The sequence below is a fragment of the Pseudomonas syringae group sp. 243L2 genome, from assembly GCF_032587875.1.
Taxonomy (GTDB): domain Bacteria; phylum Pseudomonadota; class Gammaproteobacteria; order Pseudomonadales; family Pseudomonadaceae; genus Aquipseudomonas; species Aquipseudomonas amygdali.
Window position 1 is genome coordinate 93,724 of the sequence record NZ_JAWHPL010000015.1, and the last position, 18,360, is coordinate 112,083.

12 protein-coding genes are annotated in these 18,360 nt (G+C 61.1%); 9 read left to right on the plus strand and 3 right to left on the minus strand.

The window, feature by feature from the left end:
• Nucleotides 1-165: 165 nt before the first annotated feature.
• The 5 genes from RYB66_RS26570 (at nt 166) to RYB66_RS08670 (ending at nt 6,180) form a co-directional block, all read left to right on the plus strand.
• Nucleotides 166-870 carry a methyl-accepting chemotaxis protein gene (locus tag RYB66_RS26570; protein ID WP_370684024.1) on the plus strand — a complete coding sequence of 235 codons (705 nt, stop codon included), beginning with the start codon at nt 166-168 and terminating at the stop codon, nt 868-870.
• 475 nt (nt 871-1,345) lie between these two features.
• Complete coding sequence (locus RYB66_RS08655; protein WP_011169923.1) at nt 1,346-3,100, plus strand: ABC transporter permease; 1,755 nt, start codon at nt 1,346-1,348, stop codon at nt 3,098-3,100.
• Nucleotides 3,101-3,120: 20 nt separating this feature from the next.
• On the plus strand, nt 3,121-4,425 hold the full coding sequence (locus RYB66_RS08660) for an AAA-associated domain-containing protein (RefSeq protein WP_029241027.1): 1,305 nt from the start codon (nt 3,121-3,123) through the stop codon (nt 4,423-4,425).
• Nucleotides 4,426-4,474: 49 nt separating this feature from the next.
• Nucleotides 4,475-5,542: a sensor histidine kinase gene (locus tag RYB66_RS08665; protein WP_057404192.1), complete on the plus strand. Its 1,068-nt coding sequence runs from the start codon at nt 4,475-4,477 to the stop codon at nt 5,540-5,542.
• A complete protein-coding gene (locus tag RYB66_RS08670) occupies nt 5,542-6,180 on the plus strand; it encodes a response regulator transcription factor (RefSeq protein ID WP_004660659.1) in 639 nt (212 codons plus the stop codon). The genes RYB66_RS08665 and RYB66_RS08670 overlap by 1 nt, the downstream gene beginning before the upstream one ends.
• 69 nt (nt 6,181-6,249) lie before the next feature.
• Here RYB66_RS08670 and RYB66_RS08675 read toward each other — a convergent pair whose 3' ends face one another.
• The 3 genes from RYB66_RS08675 to RYB66_RS08685 form a co-directional block, all read right to left on the minus strand.
• Nucleotides 6,250-8,163, minus strand: coding sequence for an acyltransferase family protein (locus RYB66_RS08675; protein ID WP_316894244.1), 1,914 nt, complete (start codon nt 8,161-8,163; stop codon nt 6,250-6,252).
• A gap of 76 nt (nt 8,164-8,239) precedes the next feature.
• Nucleotides 8,240-9,523: a membrane protein gene (locus tag RYB66_RS08680; RefSeq protein ID WP_016982172.1), complete on the minus strand. Its 1,284-nt coding sequence runs from the start codon at nt 9,521-9,523 to the stop codon at nt 8,240-8,242.
• 472 nt (nt 9,524-9,995) lie between these two features.
• The gene (locus RYB66_RS08685) at nt 9,996-11,615 is read right to left on the minus strand and encodes a glucan biosynthesis protein D (RefSeq protein ID WP_005756950.1); all 1,620 of its coding nucleotides are present in this window, start codon (nt 11,613-11,615) and stop codon (nt 9,996-9,998) included.
• A 574-nt stretch (nt 11,616-12,189) separates the two neighbouring features.
• On the opposite strand from RYB66_RS08685, the gene RYB66_RS08690 reads away from it, so the two are divergent.
• From RYB66_RS08690 to RYB66_RS08705, 4 genes are read left to right on the plus strand one after another with little or no spacing between them, the layout of a single operon-like run.
• Nucleotides 12,190-14,136: a protease modulator HflK gene (locus RYB66_RS08690; protein ID WP_316894246.1), complete on the plus strand. Its 1,947-nt coding sequence runs from the start codon at nt 12,190-12,192 to the stop codon at nt 14,134-14,136.
• An 11-nt stretch (nt 14,137-14,147) separates the two neighbouring features.
• The gene (gene hflC, locus RYB66_RS08695) at nt 14,148-15,197 is read left to right on the plus strand and encodes a protease modulator HflC (protein WP_044320969.1); all 1,050 of its coding nucleotides are present in this window, start codon (nt 14,148-14,150) and stop codon (nt 15,195-15,197) included.
• Complete coding sequence (gene hflK, locus RYB66_RS08700; RefSeq protein ID WP_016982164.1) at nt 15,194-16,264, plus strand: protease modulator HflK; 1,071 nt, start codon at nt 15,194-15,196, stop codon at nt 16,262-16,264. The genes hflC and hflK overlap by 4 nt, the downstream gene beginning before the upstream one ends.
• Entirely contained in the window at nt 16,261-18,186 is a 1,926-nt protein-coding gene (locus RYB66_RS08705) for a cation-translocating P-type ATPase (RefSeq protein WP_316894250.1), read from the plus strand. Before hflK ends, RYB66_RS08705 begins: the two co-directional genes overlap by 4 nt.
• Nucleotides 18,187-18,360 lie beyond the last annotated feature (174 nt).

The window sequence follows — 18,360 nt, forward strand, 5'->3', positions numbered from 1 at the left end:
CAGCGCATGGGCACCACCCTGCGCGAGCTGATTTCCGGTATTCGTGACGGCGTCACGCAGATTGCCAGCGCTGCCGAAGAGCTGTCGGCGGTTACCGAGCAGACCAGCGCCGGGGTCAACAGCCAGAAGGTCGAGACCGATCAGGTGGCGACCGCCATGCATGAAATGTCGGCCACCGTGCACGAAGTGGCACGCAATGCCGAGCAGGCGTCCGTTGCTGCCTCCGATGCCGACAAGCAGGCCCGTGAGGGTGACAAGGTCGTCGGCGAAGCCATCCAGCAGATCGAGCGACTGGCCGCCGAGGTGGTTCGCTCATCCGATGCAATGAACGTGCTGGAGCAGGAAAGCGACAAGATCGGCAAGGTTATGGATGTAATCAAGGCGGTTGCCGAGCAGACCAACCTGTTGGCACTCAACGCAGCCATTGAGGCCGCGCGTGCCGGGGAAGCCGGTCGCGGTTTTGCCGTGGTGGCCGACGAGGTCCGCGGCCTGGCGCAACGGACCCAGCAGTCCACCGAGGAGATCGAGGGCCTGGTGGCTGCATTGCAGAATGGCACGCGTCAGGTGTCGGGCATCATGCTTGGCAGCCGCACACTGACTGACAGCAGTGTCGAGTTGACGCGCAGGGCCGGTACGTCACTGGAAAGCATCACCCGGACCGTGTCGAATATTCAGGCGATGAACCAGCAGATCGCAGCCGCCGCCGAGCAACAAAGCTCGGTGGCCGACGAGATCAGCCGCAGCATCGTCAACGTTCGCGACGTGTCCGAACAGACCGCCGAAGCCAGCGAAGAAACCGCAGCCTCCAGCGTCGAACTGGCGCGTCTGGGAGGCCAGTTGCAAACGATGGTCAGCCACTTCCGCGTCTGAATCAGCGCACTGTTGTGCCCGTGCGGAGCGGGGCGCGTGAGGTGTTCTTTCGGACACCTCTCGTTCCCTGCGCTCCAGCTAAGAAGTCATAAAGAGGACGCAGAGCGTCCAGAACGGCATGCGACGCAGAGCGTCGCACGATAGCTGAGATTATCGTTCCTCACGCTCCAGCGTAGGAATGCCTTGGGTGACGCTCTGCGTCACAAATCTGCGCCGCGCCGACTGTTCACGATCGGGCGCAGAACATTCAGAACGGCATACCCGTTAGTCCTGCAAATATACGTTGGTATATATAACTCATACTCACAGATAAACATGACCTACTTTTGCAGGTTTTAACAGTTGTTCAAAACTCGATAAGCTTTACTCACTGTCCGGCAACTATTAACTCACGGCCTTTTTCTGTTATCGCCGACCGCCTGTTTGTTTATCACACTGGCGGGTACGCGCCTGCACAGCCGATTCGAGGTGAACAATGCATTCGATATTTGAATTCGGTAAAAGCCTGCGCACGCCCCGTTTTGTAAAACCCGGTGCGCGCACTCCTTATTGGGCCGATGGTATTTGTCTGGTCGTTATTGCCGTGTTTATTGCGCTGGTGCTGTATGGCGTGGGCCAGATGATGCAGCCACTTGCCGCGCTGAACTCAAGCCCGATGAGCCTCGACCCTGCGCGCCTGCCCGAATATGCATTGCGCACCACGCTGCGCATGTTCATCGCGCTGGCGGCTTCGCTGGTTTTCACGTTTGTCGTGGCCACGCTGGCGGCCAAAAGCCGTAAGGCCGAGCAGGTGATTATCCCGGCGCTGGATATCCTTCAATCGGTTCCGGTACTGGGGTTTCTGACGTTCACAGTGACCTTTTTCATGGGGCTGTTCCCCGGTCGGCAAATGGGGGTCGAATGCGCAGCGATTTTTGCCATTTTCACCAGCCAGGCATGGAATCTCGCATTCAGTTTCTATCAGTCACTGCGTACCGTGCCGAGCGACCTGAATGAAGTCACCCGGCAGTTCGGACTGTCTCCACTGCTGCGTTTTACCCGTCTGGAGCTGCCGTTCGCCGTACCGGGCCTGGTGTGGAACATGATGATGTCGATGTCCGGCGGCTGGTTTTTTGTGGTCGCTTGCGAAGCCATTTCGGTCGGCGACACCACGGTCAATCTGCCTGGTATAGGCTCGTGGCTGGCGCTGGCCATCGAGCAGAAAAACCTTGCTGCGATTGCCTGGGCGGTGGGCGCAATGGCGCTGGTGATCCTGGCCTATGACCAATTGTTGTTCAGGCCGATCGTGGCATGGGCGGACAAGTTTCGCTTCGAGCAAACCGCGTCGTCAAAGCGTCCGCGCTCCTGGATGTACAGCCTGCTGGGTCGCTCGCGGGTGGCACCGATGCTGGGCTCGATCCTCGCTGCGCCGTGCAAATGCCTGATGCTGATCGATTGGCGCGTGGTATCCCGGCTGTGGAACGTAAAGCTCACGCCTGGCGTTGCCCGGCTGCTCGACTATCTATGGCTGGCCCTGGTGATGGCTGCTTGCCTGACTGGCAGTGTTTACCTGTTCAGGTTCATCGAGACATCGCTGGGCATGAGCGACCTGGTCACCGCGTTGGGATTGGGGCTGGCAACAATGGTGCGGGTGATTGTCCTGATCGTCATCGCCAGCCTGATCTGGGTGCCTGTCGGTGTATGGATCGGCTTGCGCCCCGTGTGGGCTGAACGCTTGCAGCCGATAGCGCAGTTCATGGCGGCCTTTCCAGCCAACGTACTGTTTCCTTTTGCAGTGATTGCGATTGTCGGCCTGCACCTGAACCCGGACATCTGGCTTTCGCCGCTGATGGTGCTCGGCACCCAGTGGTACATCCTGTTCAACGTGATCGCAGGGGCCAGCGCCTTGCCGACTGACCTGCGCGAAGCGGCCACGATATTCAACATGCGCGGCTGGCAGTGGTGGCGGCGTGTGGCCTTGCCGGGGGTGTTCCCCTACTACGTCACCGGGGCGCTGACCGCATCGGGTGGGTCGTGGAACGCCAGTATCGTCGCTGAAGCGGTGTCCTGGGGTGATCAGCATCTGGAGGCCGCAGGGCTGGGTTCTTACATCGCCAACGCGACTCAGGCGGGAGACTTTCCACGCGTTGCGTTGGGCATTGTTGTCATGTCGATCTTCGTCATCGCGTTCAACCGGTTGCTGTGGCGTCCGCTGTACGGGTTTGCCGAGCGGCGTCTGAGTCTTGTGTGATTTTGAGTGAGGAGGGCGCCATCATGATGGCTGTCGAAACGCGTTGCCTGGTAGATGTTCAGAAAGTCCGACATGTGTACGGCAAAGGCAGCAAAGAGCGCCTGGTGCTGGATGACGTGACACTGACGCTCAATGAGAACGAAATTGTGGGCTTGCTGGGTCGCTCCGGCTCGGGCAAGTCCACCCTGCTGCGCTCCATCGCGGGGTTGGTGGTGCCCACGGAAGGCGAAGTGAATTTTCCTCGCCGCGTGCAGGGGCGGGCGATGTCGGTAGGCATGGTTTTTCAGAGCTTTGCCCTGTTCCCGTGGCTGACCGTGCTGGAAAACGTCGAAGTCGGGCTTGAAGCGCAACGTGTGCCACCCGCCGTGCGTCGCAAGCGCGCGTTGGCGGCCATCGACCTGATCGGTCTGGACGGCTTTGAGAGTGCTTACCCCAAAGAGCTTTCAGGCGGCATGCGCCAGCGCGTGGGCATGGCACGTGCGCTGGTCATCGACCCTGATGTACTGCTGATGGACGAGCCGTTTTCCGCGCTCGATGTGCTGACGGCCGAAACCCTGCGCACCGACTTGCTGGATATGTGGAGCGAAGGGCGCATGCCCATCAAGTCGATCCTGATGGTGACGCACAATATTGCCGAAGCCGTGCTGATGTGCGATCGCATTCTGCTGTTCTCCTCCAATCCGGGTCGGGTGATCAGCGAGATCAAGGTCGATCTGCCTCAGCCGCGCAACCGTCAGGACCCAATCTTCCGGGCGCTGGTGGAGGAGATCTACGTGCTGATGACCCAGGACAACGATGCAGGCGAAATACGTCAGGGCGTATTTCCAGGCACCGGGCTGGGCATGGTCTTGCCGCAGGTGTCCACCAATGCGCTGGCAGGGCTGATCGAAGCCATTCATGCGCCGCCCTACAGCCTCAAAGCGGACCTGCCGGAACTGGCCAGCGCGCTGCACTACAACGCCGATGAGCTGTTCCCGATTGCCGAGGTCCTGCAACTGCTGCGTTTTGCAGAGCTCAAGGGCGGTGATATTCGCCTGCTGCCTGCCGCTAATCGCTACGCGTTGGCGGATGTGGACGAACGCAAGCAACTGTTTGCACAGCACCTGCTGAGCTTCGTGCCGCTGGTCGCGCACATTCGGCGGGTGCTGGATGATCGCCCCACGCACACGGCACCGGCGCGGCGTTTTCGCGATCAACTGGAAGACTTCATGTCGGAAAGCGATGCCATGCAGACCCTGAATGTCGTTACGCAATGGGGGCGTTACGCCGAGCTGTTCGCTTATGATGAGCTGGCCGATCAGTTCAGTCTGGATAACCCGTCCTGAGGTTTGTACGACATACTCGGCAGGCCTTTTGAAGAGCGAGATGGTGCAGATGCACGAGCCAGAATCCTGTAGCAGAGCCGCGATGGTCGTCAGGTGGGTCGCTTTGCTGGCGCTGGCGCTGGTCATCGCGATTGCCGATACCCTGACCGATCTGGAGATCGCCGTAGGGGTGTTCCAGATCGCGGTGGTGTTGCTGGCGGTCAGGCTTTTGCCGGTCAGGGGCGTTATTGTCATGGCGGCGGTGTGCATGCTGCTGACGGTGGTCAGTTACGAAATGACCACCTCCAGAGGCAGCGAGGCGTCCGGGTTGATCAACTGCGTCATCAGCCTGGCCGCCATCGCCATGACCACCTGGCTGGCGCTGCGTATGGCGCGGGCCATCCGCACGGTTCATGAAGCGCGCTCGCAGCTGGCGCACATCGCTCGGGTCAATCAGCTGGGTGAGCTTGCTGCGTCCATTGCCCATGAGGTGAATCAGCCGCTGTCGGCGATTGTCATCAGCGGTAACGCCTGTCAGCGCTGGCTGGCCACCGAGCCGGTCAATCTGGAAAAGGCCCGTCAGGCAGTCGAGCGCATGATCGGTGATGCCAATCGCGCCGGAGATATCATTGTGCGCGTGCGCGCCCTGGCGAAGCGCTCGTCGACGCACAAAGAGTGGATCAGTGTGGCGGACACGGTGGCCGAGATTGTCGCGCTGGCGCACAGCGAGATAGACGGGCAGGGCGTCACACTGTCGGTTGACGTGCCGGAGGGAATGCCACCGCTGCTGGCTGACCGGGTGCAGATCCAGCAAGTGCTGCTGAACCTGATGCTCAACGGCATGGACGCGATGAGGAAAGTCGAACCGGAACAGGCGCAACTGGACGTGCGGGCCGAGTGGCACGGAGGCGGGGAAATCGAGTTCACTGTCAGCGACAGCGGTGTAGGGATTCAGCCGGAAGCAGCCGACCGGCTTTTCGACGCTTTCTACACCACCAAAGAGGAAGGCATGGGGATTGGACTGGCGATCAGTCGGTCTATCATCGAAGCCCATGGCGGGCGAATCTGGGTGACGCCCAACCCCTCAATCGGGGCCACGTTTCATTTCACGCTGCCCACTGGAAAAATGGAAACCTGATGAACACAGCCGCTACTGCACCGCAGGCCGAAGAGCCGGTCATCTTTGTCATCGATGACGACCTCTCGGTGCGTTCTTCGCTGGAAGACCTGCTGGCGTCAGTCGGCTTGCGCAGCATGTTGTTCGGCTCGACCCGCGAGTTCATGGACACCCCTCGTCCTGATGCGCCGGGCTGCCTGATTCTGGACATTCGCATGCCCGGCATGAGTGGCCTGGATTTTCAGGAGCACATGGCCAGGTCGGGGATTTTTCTGCCGGTCATTTTCATCACCGGGCATGGCGATATTCCCATGTCCGTGCGGGCGATGAAGGCCGGTGCGGTGGAGTTTCTGACCAAACCCTTCCGTGACCAGGACTTGCTGGATGCGCTCCAGCAAGGGCTTGAGCGAGACCGCAGCCGTCGCCGCAACTCCGCCGTGGAAGCCGAGTTGCAGCGCCGTCACGCCAGCCTGAATCATGGCGAACAGCAGGTGATGGAACTGGTCGTCAGTGGCTTGCTCAACAAACAGATCGCAGCCCGCCTGAACGTGAGTGAAATCACCGTCAAGGTCCGGCGTGGCTCGGTCATGCGCAAGATGGAAGCCGACTCGCTGGCTGACCTGGTCAAGTTTGCCGAGCGGCTCAAAGAGCTCCGTTGATTAATCCACGCCCGCACACCTGTCGTTCCTTGCGCTCTAGCGTGTGACCGCCTTGCGTGAGGCTCCGCGTCACAACTCTGCGCCGCGCTGCGTGCTCGACTCATTCACCAGTTGTGGCAATACGTAGTTGCGTACCACGTACAACGAACCCTCTGCGCTCAAGTGTCCCGAGTCGATCTGCAGCAATGAGCGGCTGTTTTCCAGGCGTACCCGGCAGGCATCGGCGATGCACAGCTTGTCGATCAGCGACACAAACTGAATGCCTGCCGATACAGCCAGCGCGCGGGTTGCCTGATCCACCCGCATGACGCTTTTATCCAGCGCCGGATCGCGGATGTACGACTCGCTCAGCCCCCAATGACGGTTGACGATGATACTGGGCAGCGATGGGCTCCACGACGGCATCGGACCGATCAGCACGATATGTTTCACGCCAAAGCCCTTGAGGCGGGCCGCAATCTGCTTCCAGTCGGTCTTGTCGTGGCCATCCTTCTGCGCGATGACCACGATGTCCGGACGCAGCCTCTCGATGCTTTGCAGGGCAGTCCTGTTGGAGTAGTCGCAGGCCTTGCTGGTCGCTGACGCGCGTCTCTCGTGGTCATTCAGGTCGGGAACGCAACTGGCCGAGGCCACCTGATAGAAGGGGGTCGTGCGTGTCAGCAAGGTACGCAGCCCGAGTGACAACGCCTGGGCGTGAGAATCGCCCCACAAGAACACTCCGCCCGGCCCCTGTTTGCGCGTGCAGGTCTCGTCGATGCCCGACTGGCCACGCTGGGTCAGGGCGGAAAAGGCGTCACATTTCAGCCAGTAGGGCTCGTACAGGTTGTGCTGTCGATCAACGTATTCCTGGATGAAATGCGCCTTGTCCGAAACACTGATCGGGCGAAGTGGCGATACCGCGCCTCGCGTCGCACCCACCAGCGCCCCCGCCACGAAGACCAGAACGACCAGCGCGCCAGGCATGGCAAATTTCCGGCGCTGGTCAGGTTGATGTGGGCTGGCGGGCCGCTCGATCAACCGCCATGAGATCAGCCCCAGTGTCAGGGCCACACCGATGCCCAATAGCACCGTGCGGGTGTCGCCCAGCAAACCGGTGTAATTCATCCACACCACCACCGGCCAGTGCCATAGGTACAACGAGTACGACAGTTTGCCTGCCCATTGAAACAGCGGGTTGCAGGTCAGCAGCGAATCATTGCGGGCCGCCGCGATCACCGCGAAAGTCCCCAGCACCGGCATCAGCACCAGATACCCTGGCCACGTGTCCTGTACGGACAGCAGACAGAAACCGGCAACGATCAGCGCCAGTCCGACCTGTTCCAGAACTCGCTGCTGTAGGGGCCTGAGTTGCAGCGGGAACAGACAGGCCACGCCACCCGCGAGCAACTCCCAGGCACGGGTCGGCAGCAGGTAAAACGCAGCTTCCGGCCATCGGGACGAGGCAAACACACACACCACAAAGCCTGCCAGACTTGCGCCCAGCACCCACCAGCGCAGGTTGTGCAACGCGACAAAGCGACTGAGGAGCAACAGTGCAATCGGGTACAGCAGGTAAAACTGCCACTCCACCGACAGCGACCAGGTGTGCAGCAGCCATTTCTCATGAGCACTGGCGGTGAAATAACCGGCCTCGCGCCAGTAGACAACGTTGGAAACGAATCCCAGGCTGCTGGCCACATGAGTGCCCAACGCGCTGTAGTCCAGCGGCAGCAAAGAGAACCAGCCCAGCAGCAGCAAGGCAAGACACAGCACCGCGAGGGCCGGGACGACGCGTCTGGCCCGCGACGTGTAGAACGTTGTCAGCCTGAATTTGCCGCTCCTCAAGCCGCGCAGGATGATCCCGGTAATCAGATACCCCGAGATCACGAAAAACACGTCCACCCCAGCGAAACCGCCAGGCAGCCAGGCGGGCTGAAAGTGAAAGAGCAGCACCGCAGCCACCGCGATGGCGCGCAGCCCATTGATGTCTTTTCTGAAGTCCATTTGATGAAGCCATCCGGTGGATGATCGTAAGGGAGAATGGCACTGTGCAGCGGCCGGTAAATGATCTGGCGGTCCGTCAGTGGGCAGTGGAGGGCAGCCTGAGCGCATGGCTTGCAGCGGATTGTCTGCTGGCAATCACATGACCAATGGCCACGCCTATAAACAGATTGGCGACAGCGACCTCGAACATGTCGGTGGTCCAGCTGATCAGGCACCAGCAGAAACTGATCGCCAGCAGCATGTGGCCGATGCGGGTCTGATCATCGATCAGTCGGAACAAAAGCGGAATCTGTAGCGCGTACAGCAACAGCCCCAGCACGCCCAGCATCGCCCACAGATACAGCGCCGAGCTGTCCATGCCGAGAAATACGCCGGCACCTTCGACCGGAAACAGCCCCATTGTGCTGCCGACCATGCCGAAGCCCGCGCCGCTGATCATCCAGCCTTCGCGGCTCATGGCATTGATCAGGTTGGGCCAGGTATTGATCATCCGGTCATACAGCGAGGCCAGAGAGCCGCCGCTACTCACCGCATAGGCATCGGGGCTCACAATCAGCCCCAGAGTCGGTAGCAGCAGCCCGATGCCTACCACCACGCTGCAAAGCGTTCGGCAGGTCCAGCTCATTCGCCGCAGCAACAGCAGAATGAGGGTCAGGGCGAATGCCGCGGCTGGCGCTTTGCTGGTGGTCAGCACGATGGCGTAAAGCGCCACGGCACTGAGCAGGATCATCATCAGGCGTGAGCGCACGAAAATGATCAGGTACAGCGTGTAGAAGGCGATCATGATCGACAGCACGTTGGACACTCTGGCGAAACCGGCAATGCGGTCTATCTCGTCCGCGCTCCATGTGGTGTTGGCGCTCAGTTCGGTTTCACCGACGTTGTAGCTGTAGCCCTTCCAGGGCACCGAGGTGTACTTGTCCAGAGCAATACCCAGCAGTGAGGCCAGCAGGCAAAAGCCGATGGCGCGGTACAACAGCGTGCGGCGGTAGAGCAGGTGCTTGCTGCACACCAGGCCGAACACCAGCGGGCTCAGGGCGAACAGACTGAACGCCAGGTTGTGGACGCTGGCGCGATGCAGCATGGCCAGCAGCCCGGAAATCAGCCACACCACCATGAACGCCCAGAACAACCGTCCCGCTTTGAAGGTGCATAGCTCAAGCACAAACAACAGGATGCAGGCAGCTTTGGGCAGATAGAGCAGGGGGCTGATGCCTGCCTGATCGAAGTAGAAGCGCAAGGCTCCAGAGAAGGTCTCGACCAGAATCAGGCTGATGGCGACCCACACCACCACCGTGGATTTATCAAAGGACATCACCGACGACCTGGCGTCGGCGCTGTTCGCAGTAGTCAACGCCATGCTGGCTGCCTTCTGGATATGCGTCAGGGGAATTGCGCGGACAAAGCTACCGCCCGACGATCACGGGCATGTGTCGACACAGGAAGGCTCTGGGAGATGAAAGGTCTGGAGCGAACGCTCGCAACGGCGTGACAACACGTATATCAGTCGCAGTTCGGGCAACTGTCAATTAATTAGTCAGGATTAAGGGCTATGCGCTGCACTTTGTGCCAGGGATTGGACGCGGAGCGTCCAGAACGGCGTGCCCACGCTGGAGCATGGGCACGATAGTGTTTTGGCGGGCACTTAGTTGAACTCATGGTTCCTCACGCTCCAGCGTGGGAAAGCAGTGCGTGACGCTCCGCGTCACAATTCTGCGCCGCACTGCACATTCAGGATCGGACGCGGAGCGTCCAGAAAGGCATGCGACGCAGAGCGTCGCACGATAGTTGAGGTCATTGTTGCGCGCTAAAGCGTCGGAACGCAGTGCGCATCAAGGGTACTTGCGTCTGTCCGGTGCTGGCGGGAAGTACTGGTACATCCACGTTTCGCTCAGCGTACGGTCGCCAGTGCGGATGAACATGCGCATTTCAACCGGCTCGACCGAGTCGCTGTCCGGTACCCAGTCGAAGGTGACGCGGTAGCCCTTGATGTCCGGCAATACGAGGATGTTGAAGTCCTGCACCTTGCCATGCGTGACCGTGACGATGGGCTCGATCCCGGTGCCTTCCGGCAAGCGATCCAGACCGCCTCCGTTGAAATCCACAGCAAAGCGGCGCGCCCAGGTTTTCGGGTAATGCTCGCCAGGTGCCCAGCCTTCGAGGAAGCCGCCCATGCCTGAACGAGTGGCGTGGACCTGCGCCAGCGGCGTGCTTACAGGTGGCAACGGGCTCCAGAACAGCTTGTAGCCGTAGTTCATCGAGTCCCCGGCCTTGACCGGCGTCTTCGGTGTCCAGAACACCACGATGTTGTCCATCGTTTCGCCCGTGGTCGGCAGCTCCAGCAGGCTGACCTCGCCCTCGCCCCACGCGGTAATCGGCTCGACCCACAGGCTCGGACGGCGGCTGTACCAGACTACGGTGTCCTGATAGCTGGAAAACTCGTGATCGCTCTGCACCAGCCCGAAACCTTTCGGGTCGGTGTCGGCGAACGCGCTGAATTGCGGTTTGGCCGGGTTGTTCAGCGGACGGCAGATCCACTCACCATTACCGCGCCACATCGACAGGCGATCCGAATCGTGAATTTGCGGGTGGATGGTGTCGCACATGCGGCGCTCGTGAGTGCCGCAACTGAACATGCTGGTCATCGGCGAAATGCCCAGTTGCTGGATATCGGTACGGGCATTGATGTGCGCGTCGATTTCCATGACTACCTGGCCAGCCTGACAGTCGATGTCGAAGCGGTAGGCACCGGTTGCACTGGGTGAGTCGAGCAGTGCGTAAACCACAAAGCGTGTGGCGTTTTTATCTGGCGTTTCAAACCAGAACTTGGTGAAGTCGGGGAATTCTTCCTGACGCTTGGCGTAACTGTCGATGGCCAGGCCGCGGGCCGACAAACCGTATTGCTTGTTGCTGTCTACGGCCCGGAAGTAGCTGGCACCGAGGAACGAGACAACGTCGTTGATGGCGATTTCGGGCGCCTTGAACAACTTGAAGCCTGCAAAGCCCAGATCGCCCTTGACCAGATTCTTGTCGATGCCGCTGCTTTCGTAATTGAACAGGTCATGGCGGAAATGCACTTCGCGCGCCTGCTTGTTCTGCGGGTTGACGCTGTACATGCGCACCGGCGTCTTGAAACCCATACCGACGTGGAAGAAATGCACGTCGAGCTGACCGTGGACGTCTTTCCACAGTGAGTGGTTCGGGTCGTAGCGAATAGCATTGAATTGCAGCGGCGTCATATCTGCCAGGACGGGTGGCAGCACTTGCTTGTTGCTCACATAGCCTTTGCCTGCGAGCTTCTTGGCATGGGCTTGCAGCTCTGCAAAATCGAAGTGTTCGATTTCGCCATCGGCTGCGGCGGCCAGTGCTCGCGCAGCATAAAGCCCTGAGGCCGACACGCTGCCGTAAGCGGCCAACGCCATGGACGCTTTCAGGAGATTTCTGCGATTCATAAGGGTGAAGCCTCTGAGTAATTCTGTGCGTCCTGCACAAAAAATGGCGCGCCAACGACTCCTTGCCGAACGCAAACTACCCACAACAGATAACAAAGACGAGATCCCGTTCGGAAATCAGTCAAAAAAAATCGCCGATTGTGCTCAATGGAAGCGGCATCCAGAGGGCAGGAATGGACGTTTTTCAGGCCTGTTGGGGTGGGTTGAATGCGCTCGGCACCGCTTGGCGCAAGGCTTGCGAGCGAGGTGGGTGCGCAGCGCCGGTCAGGGCGATAGGGTGCGTTGGCGCAGAGCGCTCAAATCTGCGTGCAATATTCAGCAACCATTTTGCCGGGTCGCAGACTGAGCAAATGTCAGTCTGCCGCAGGCAGAGCGTCCAGTACCGCATGCTGGCGCGGAGCATCTGCACGATATCCAGCCCAATCATTTGCCGCTATATCGCATTCGTTCAGGCAATAGTCCTGACGAAAGTTTCACTCTGCGTGTTATATCGTAACGCTATGATGCAGCTGCATTAATGGATGCCGATACACGGCTCTCCACAGGGCAATAATCAGCGGGTGCCGGGGTAGTGATGCGGGTTGATTTGGGTGAGCACGATGGCCTCGAAGGCCTGCCGCGTTTTCAAATGGCGGTGCAGCAGGTTCGGCGTCTCGGACGACTGATGTATGTGAGCGGTGGGGTGGGCGCGTTCGGGCTGCTGCTGGCGCTGTCCATCGATCTGTTTTCCCCTGGTTCATTGTGGATGGCCGTGCTGGGCAACGCATCGGCGGCGCTGATACTGCTCGCCGCGGGCCTTCAGTCGGCCAGGCACGTCGCGATGTGGCGTGCCCGCGCGTTGGCTGCACCTGTTGCCGCAGACTCTCCCGCAACGGCGCAAGCGCTCGATGAAACCGGCTGGTATGAGCGCCTGCTTACCCGGCTGAGCGGTTCGGGCGAGTCACTGGTTCGGCACATCGGCAGCTCGACCCTGTGGCTTGCCGGGTGGGCAGTGCTGGCGTTGATCGTCATCCGCGCCTTCTGGAACCTGACGTTGTCTGGCTCCGACCTTTCCACTTCAGGCAATCTGGTGGGCAGTATCCTGTTGCTGTTGGCGTTCGGGCTATTGGTCATCGAGCGGCAACTGAGCAGCGAGCCCGAAGGCCAGTCGCCAGAGGCCGGGGCGCTGGCGCAGTTAGTGCGCATGACGCTTATCGTTCTGTTGGTCGGCGCGTTGTGCCTGTTCTTCTCCAGCGCTGATCGCATCTGGCCTGCACGGCTGGCTGTGTTGATCGGCCTGTTGCCATTGGGTGTGGCGCTTGAATTTCTGTTGCGGGCTGTGTTGTCGGTGTTCAGCCCGCGCACTCTGCGTCTCGAGCCGCGCCTGCTGGCCGCCAGTTTTATCGCTGACCTGCTGCGCTGGCCGCCGCGCCCGTTGCTCGCCTTGCAGCATGAGCTGCACAACCGCTTCGGCATTGATCTGCGCCAGATCTGGGCCTTTACCTACATGCGCCGCGCCTTTTTGCCGGTGCTGGCGGTGGTTGTGGCGCTGGGCTGGGCGCTGAGCGGCGTGCATGAAATTCCGATGCAGGGGCGAGGCATTTATGAGCGGTTCGGCAAACCGGTCGAGGTCTTCGGACCGGGTCTGCATGTCGGTTTGCCTTGGCCGTTCGGCCGGGTTCTGGCGGTTGAAAACGGCGTGGTTCATGAGCTGGCGACCAGTGTTTCTGCGGCCGACGCGGCCGAGCAGACGCTGGACCCGGCCGAAGGGCCGCCGCCGGGCAGCGCTAACCGACTGTGGGATGCCAGCCATATCAACGAAAAATCCCAGGTCATTGCCAGCAGTGCCGGCGACAAGCAGAGCTTTCAGATCGTCAATATGGATGTGCGGTTCGTCTACCGCATCGGCCTGACAGATGCCGCGGCGATGGCCTCGACCTATAACAGCGCCGATATTCCTTCTCTGATCCGCAGCACGGCCAGCCGCGTGCTGGTGCATGACTTTGCCTCGCGCACGCTGGACGAGCTGCTCGGCGAACAGCGCAGCGGGCTGGCCGATGACATCGGCAAAGCCGTGCAGGCTGACTTGCAGCGTCTGGACAGCGGCGTTGAACTGCTCGCCACGGTGGTCGAAGCCATCCATCCGCCAGCGGGTGCCGCCAATGCCTATCATGCTGTGCAGGCTGCGCAGATCGGCGCGCAGGCGCTGATCTCCCGCGAACGCGGCGCGGCCAGTGACAAGGCCAACCAGGCGCAGCTCAATGCCAGCGTTGCCCGTGATCAGGCCAGCGCTGCAGCCCGTGAAGTTCTGGCCACAGCGCAAGGCGCGGACCTGCGCTTCAGTGCCGAGCGCCAGGCCTATGCCAAGGCAGGGCAGGCGTTTTTGCTGGAACAATACCTGGCGCAACTGACCGAAGGCCTGGGTAATGCCAAGCTGCTGATACTCGACCACCGTCTGGGCGGCGACAACGCGCCGACCATCGACCTGCGTACCTTCACCCCACCGGCAGACCCAACGGCGCCGCGTAAAGCCGTTCAGTAAGGAGTCGTCCCTTGAGTCTGTTTCATCATCATCATCATCATCATCACGATCACGCCGACCACGATAGCCATGACAGTCACGGTCATGGCGGCCACGGCCATCATCACCATCATCATGGCGCGACCGGTCCGGCAGCGTTCCCTTGGCGACGGGCAAGCCTGGCGGCGGTGCTGATCGCCTTCGCGATTGCGGCGGCGAGCCTGGTGCAGGTGCGCTCGGGTGAAGCGACGGTCGTCACCCGCTTCGGCAATCCTTCCCGCGTTCTGCTCGACCCGGGCCTTAACTGGCGCTGGCCCGCACCGTTCGAAGCGACCATTCCGGTGGATCTGCGTCTGCGTACCACATCCAGCGGTTTGCAGGATGTCGGCACCCGCGATGGCTTGCGCATCATCGTTCAGGCCTATGTGGCGTGGCAGGTACAGGGCGATGCCGACAACGTGCAGCGCTTCATGCGCGCGGTACAAAACCAGCCCGACGAAGCAGCGCGGCAGATCCGCACCTTTGTCGGCTCGGCGCTGGAAACCACCGCGAGCAGTTTCGACCTGTCCAGCCTGGTGAACACCGACGCCAACAAGGTGAATATCACCGCGTTCGAAAATCAGTTGCGCCAGCAGATCGATCAGCAACTGCTGGCGACCTATGGCGTTCGTGTTCTGCAAGTAGGCGTCGAACGACTGACACTGCCGTCGGTGACGCTCAACGCCACCGTGGACCGCATGCGCGCCGAGCGCGAGACCATCGCCACCGAGCGGACCGCCGTGGGCAAGCGTGAAGCGGCGCAGATTCGTTCGGCAGCCGAGCGCGACGCGCGCATTGTCGAGGCCGATGCCACGGTCAAGGCGGCCGATATCGAAGCGCAGTCCCGTGTTGAAGCCGCGCAGATCTATGGCCGCGCCTATGCGGGTTCGCCGCAGCTCTACAACCTGCTGCGCTCGCTGGACACACTGGGCACCATCGTGACGCCGGGTACTCGCCTGATACTGCGCACCGACGCCGCGCCATTCCGCGTGCTGGTCGATGGCCCGCCAACGCTGGACGGCAAGAGCGGAACGCAGCCATGAGCCAACCGGTCGACGAGCCCGTAACGCAACGACCGCCTGCCAATAGCCCATGGTTGCAGGCGAGCCGACTGGCGTTCATCGGACTGTATGGCGTGACCCTGCTGGCTGCGCTTGCCTGGGCGACGTCCAACGTGCGCCAGATCGATCCGCAGAATCGTGCCGTGGTCATGCGCTTCGGCGCGCTCGAGCGGGTGCAGAACGCAGGATTGCTGACCGCCTGGCCGCAGCCGTTCGAGCAGGTAGTGCTGCTGCCCTCGGCTGATCGGGTGATCGAGCGACGGGTGGAAACCTTGCTGCGTTCGCCAGCGGCACTGAAAGCCGATGAAATCGCGACCCTGTCGGCGCCAATGAGCGATGCTCTGGCGGGTTCTGGCTTTCTGCTGACCGGTGATGCCGGTGTGGTGCAGCTGGACGTCACCGTGTTCTACAAAGTGACTGACCCCAACGCCTTCGTATTGCAGGGCGATCATGTATTGCCCGCACTGGACCGGCTGGTCAATCGCAGCGCCGTGGCGCTGACTGCAGCGCGAGACCTGGACACCATTCTGGTTGCCCGCCCCGAGCTCATCGGCGCTGACAGCCAGGCAGCAGAGCGCCGTGAGCGGCTGCGCGGCGACCTGGTGCGCGGTATCAATCAACGCCTGACTGAACTCAACGCGACCGGGATAGGCATTGGCGTCGAAGTCGCTCGGGTGGATGTGCAGTCGAGCCTGCCGACGTCGGCGGTCAATGCTTTCAATGCCGTGCTGACGGCCAGTCAGCAGGCCGACCAGGCCGTGGCCAACGCACGCACGGATGCAGAAAAACTGACCCAGACCGCCAATCAATACGCTGATCGGACCCTGCAAGTGGCGCACGCACAGGCTTCCGAGCGCCTGGCCAAGGCACAGGCAGCCACCGCGACCGTCGTCAGCCTGACGCAATCTGCCGAGAACCGCAGCGATCCTGGCCTCATGCAGCGCCTTTACCGTGAACGTGTGCCGGGCATTCTGCATCAGGCAGGTTCGGTCACCACCGTCGACCCCAAAGACGATTCCCGCCTGATCATTCAGGGAGCACCGCAATGAGTGGCGAAGCCGTTCACACCCATCACGCCATCAAACCGCAAGCGGATGGCAGTCTGCTGAGCAACGCAGAGCAGCGTAGCGCAGCCCGGCAATTGACCCTCGCGATGCTGGCGCTGGGCCTGTTGGCATTGGGTCTGGTCTGGCGTTTTTTCGCTCCGGAACAGGCAGGTGTCAGCCAATTGCTGTTGGGTGCTGCCTCGCTGCTGGTGGCGATACCTGTGATCAGCGCCGGTTGGCACAGCCTGCGGCATCCAAGCCTGCATGGCATCACCGATCAGTTGATCGCGCTGGCGATGCTCGGTGCCTGGGCCACTGGCGATCTGATGACCGCCGCCTTGCTGCCGATCATCATGATCTTTGGCCATGTGCTGGAAGAGCGCAGCGTGATCGGCTCGCAGGAAGCCATCGAAGCGCTGGGTCGTCTGACCCGCAGCCAGGCACGTTTGCTGGGGCCTGATGGCAATATTCGCGAGGTCGACAACGCAACGCTCAAGGCTGGCGATCAGGTTGAAGTGCGTGCGGGTGACCGGGTCCCGGCGGATGGTCGGGTTCTTTCCGGGCAGGCCAGTCTGGACACTTCATCAATTACCGGCGAGTCGGTGCCACTGGAAGCCAGTATCGGCATCGAAGTGTTTGGTGGGGCGATCAACCTAGACGGGCTGCTGCGTATCGAAGTGACCCGCATCGGCGATGAGTCCACGCTGGGCAAGGTCATCGCGCTGATGCAGAGCGCGGAGCGTTCCAAGCCGCCGATCACACGCCTGCTGGAACGCTACGCAGGCAGCTACATGGTGCTGGTTTTGCTGATCGCGGCGCTGACTTGGTTTATTACTCAGGATGCTCAGGCGATGCTGGCGGTGCTGGTGGCTGCCTGTCCCTGCGCACTGGTGCTTTCGGCTCCGGCCACGGCTATTGCCGGTATCGCAGTCGCCGCGCGGCACGGCATTTTGATCCGCAGTTCGGCGTTTCTCGAAGAACTGGCTGACCTGAACTCACTGGTTGTGGATAAAACCGGCACCCTGACCTATGGCCGACTGCGCTTGCAGTCGGTGCAGGCTGAAGGGGCGCAGCATCCGCAATTGCTCGAACTGGCGGCCAGCCTGGGGTCGGCCAGCAGTCACCCGGTCAGCCGTGCATTGGCCGGGCTTGTGGATAACACTCGGCTGTTGCCGTTGCTGGACACCCGTGAGCGGCAGGGACTGGGTGTGGTGGCGTCCACCGGGCAGGGTGAGGCAGCGCTGGGTCGTCCGGAATTGTTCGAGCAGTTGGGCATTGTCACCCCCGGCGTACCTGCACATGACGGCCCGCTGGCCGGGTTGTCGCTGGATGGCGTTTTCCTGGCCTGGCTGCTGCTGGCCGACAGCGTCAAGCCTGAAGCGCAGGCTGCGCTGTTTGAATTACGTGAACTGGGCATGGGACGGCAGTTGCTGTTGACCGGCGACCGACAAAGTGTGGCCGACAACCTGGCACACGATATTGGCATAGCAGACGTCCAGGCGCAGGCATTGCCGGAGGACAAACTGAACCGTGTCATGGGCGAGATCGCCAGTGGCTTCCGGCCGATGGTGGTCGGCGACGGGGTCAACGATTCGCTGGCTCTAAAAGCAGGCGTGGTCGGCGTCGCGATGGGGGCGGGCGGGGCGGACATTGCCCTGGCTTCCGCCGATATCGTGCTGATCGGCAGCGATCTGCGTCGTCTGGGCACCTGTGTGCGGCTCAGCCGTCAGTGCCGTCAGACCTTACAGGTCAACGTAATCATCGGACTGGGCTGGACGCTGGCCATCGTTGCGCTGGCCGCCTTTGGTCTGCTCGGCGCTGCCGGCGCGATGGTCGCAGCTATCCTGCACAATCTGAGCACCTTGTTGGTGTTGGGCAATGCTGGACGTCTGCTGCGCTTTCAGGAGCCATTGCTGAAGCTCTAGGCATTTGGTGAACGACAAGGCTCAGGCTAGCGGCGCTGATCAGCGCTTTAAAACGGCTTGAGCTTTGACGAATTCTGTTACAAATTAAGCGCTGTGTTTCAGTGCGTGATCCAAATTCAGGCTGTCTTTCGGCTCGAATCAGTGGGTACAGGGCTGTTCCCCGAAGTTGATTCA

What these genes read in the sequence shown, in the direction of transcription:
- RYB66_RS08685 (WP_005756950.1), bottom strand. Translation starts at nt 11,615, where the DNA reads ATGAATCGCAGAAATCTCCTGAAAGCGTCCATGGCGTTGGCCGCTTAC.
- hflK (WP_016982164.1), top strand. Translation starts at nt 15,194, where the DNA reads ATGAGCCAACCGGTCGACGAGCCCGTAACGCAACGACCGCCTGCCAAT.
- RYB66_RS08670 (WP_004660659.1), top strand. Translation starts at nt 5,542, where the DNA reads ATGAACACAGCCGCTACTGCACCGCAGGCCGAAGAGCCGGTCATCTTT.
- RYB66_RS08705 (WP_316894250.1), top strand. Translation starts at nt 16,261, where the DNA reads ATGAGTGGCGAAGCCGTTCACACCCATCACGCCATCAAACCGCAAGCG.
- RYB66_RS08655 (WP_011169923.1), top strand. Translation starts at nt 1,346, where the DNA reads ATGCATTCGATATTTGAATTCGGTAAAAGCCTGCGCACGCCCCGTTTT.
- RYB66_RS08675 (WP_316894244.1), bottom strand. Translation starts at nt 8,163, where the DNA reads ATGGACTTCAGAAAAGACATCAATGGGCTGCGCGCCATCGCGGTGGCT.
- RYB66_RS08665 (WP_057404192.1), top strand. Translation starts at nt 4,475, where the DNA reads ATGCACGAGCCAGAATCCTGTAGCAGAGCCGCGATGGTCGTCAGGTGG.
- RYB66_RS08680 (WP_016982172.1), bottom strand. Translation starts at nt 9,523, where the DNA reads ATGGCGTTGACTACTGCGAACAGCGCCGACGCCAGGTCGTCGGTGATG.
- RYB66_RS26570 (WP_370684024.1), top strand. Translation starts at nt 166, where the DNA reads ATGTCGGCCACCGTGCACGAAGTGGCACGCAATGCCGAGCAGGCGTCC.
- RYB66_RS08690 (WP_316894246.1), top strand. Translation starts at nt 12,190, where the DNA reads ATGCGGGTTGATTTGGGTGAGCACGATGGCCTCGAAGGCCTGCCGCGT.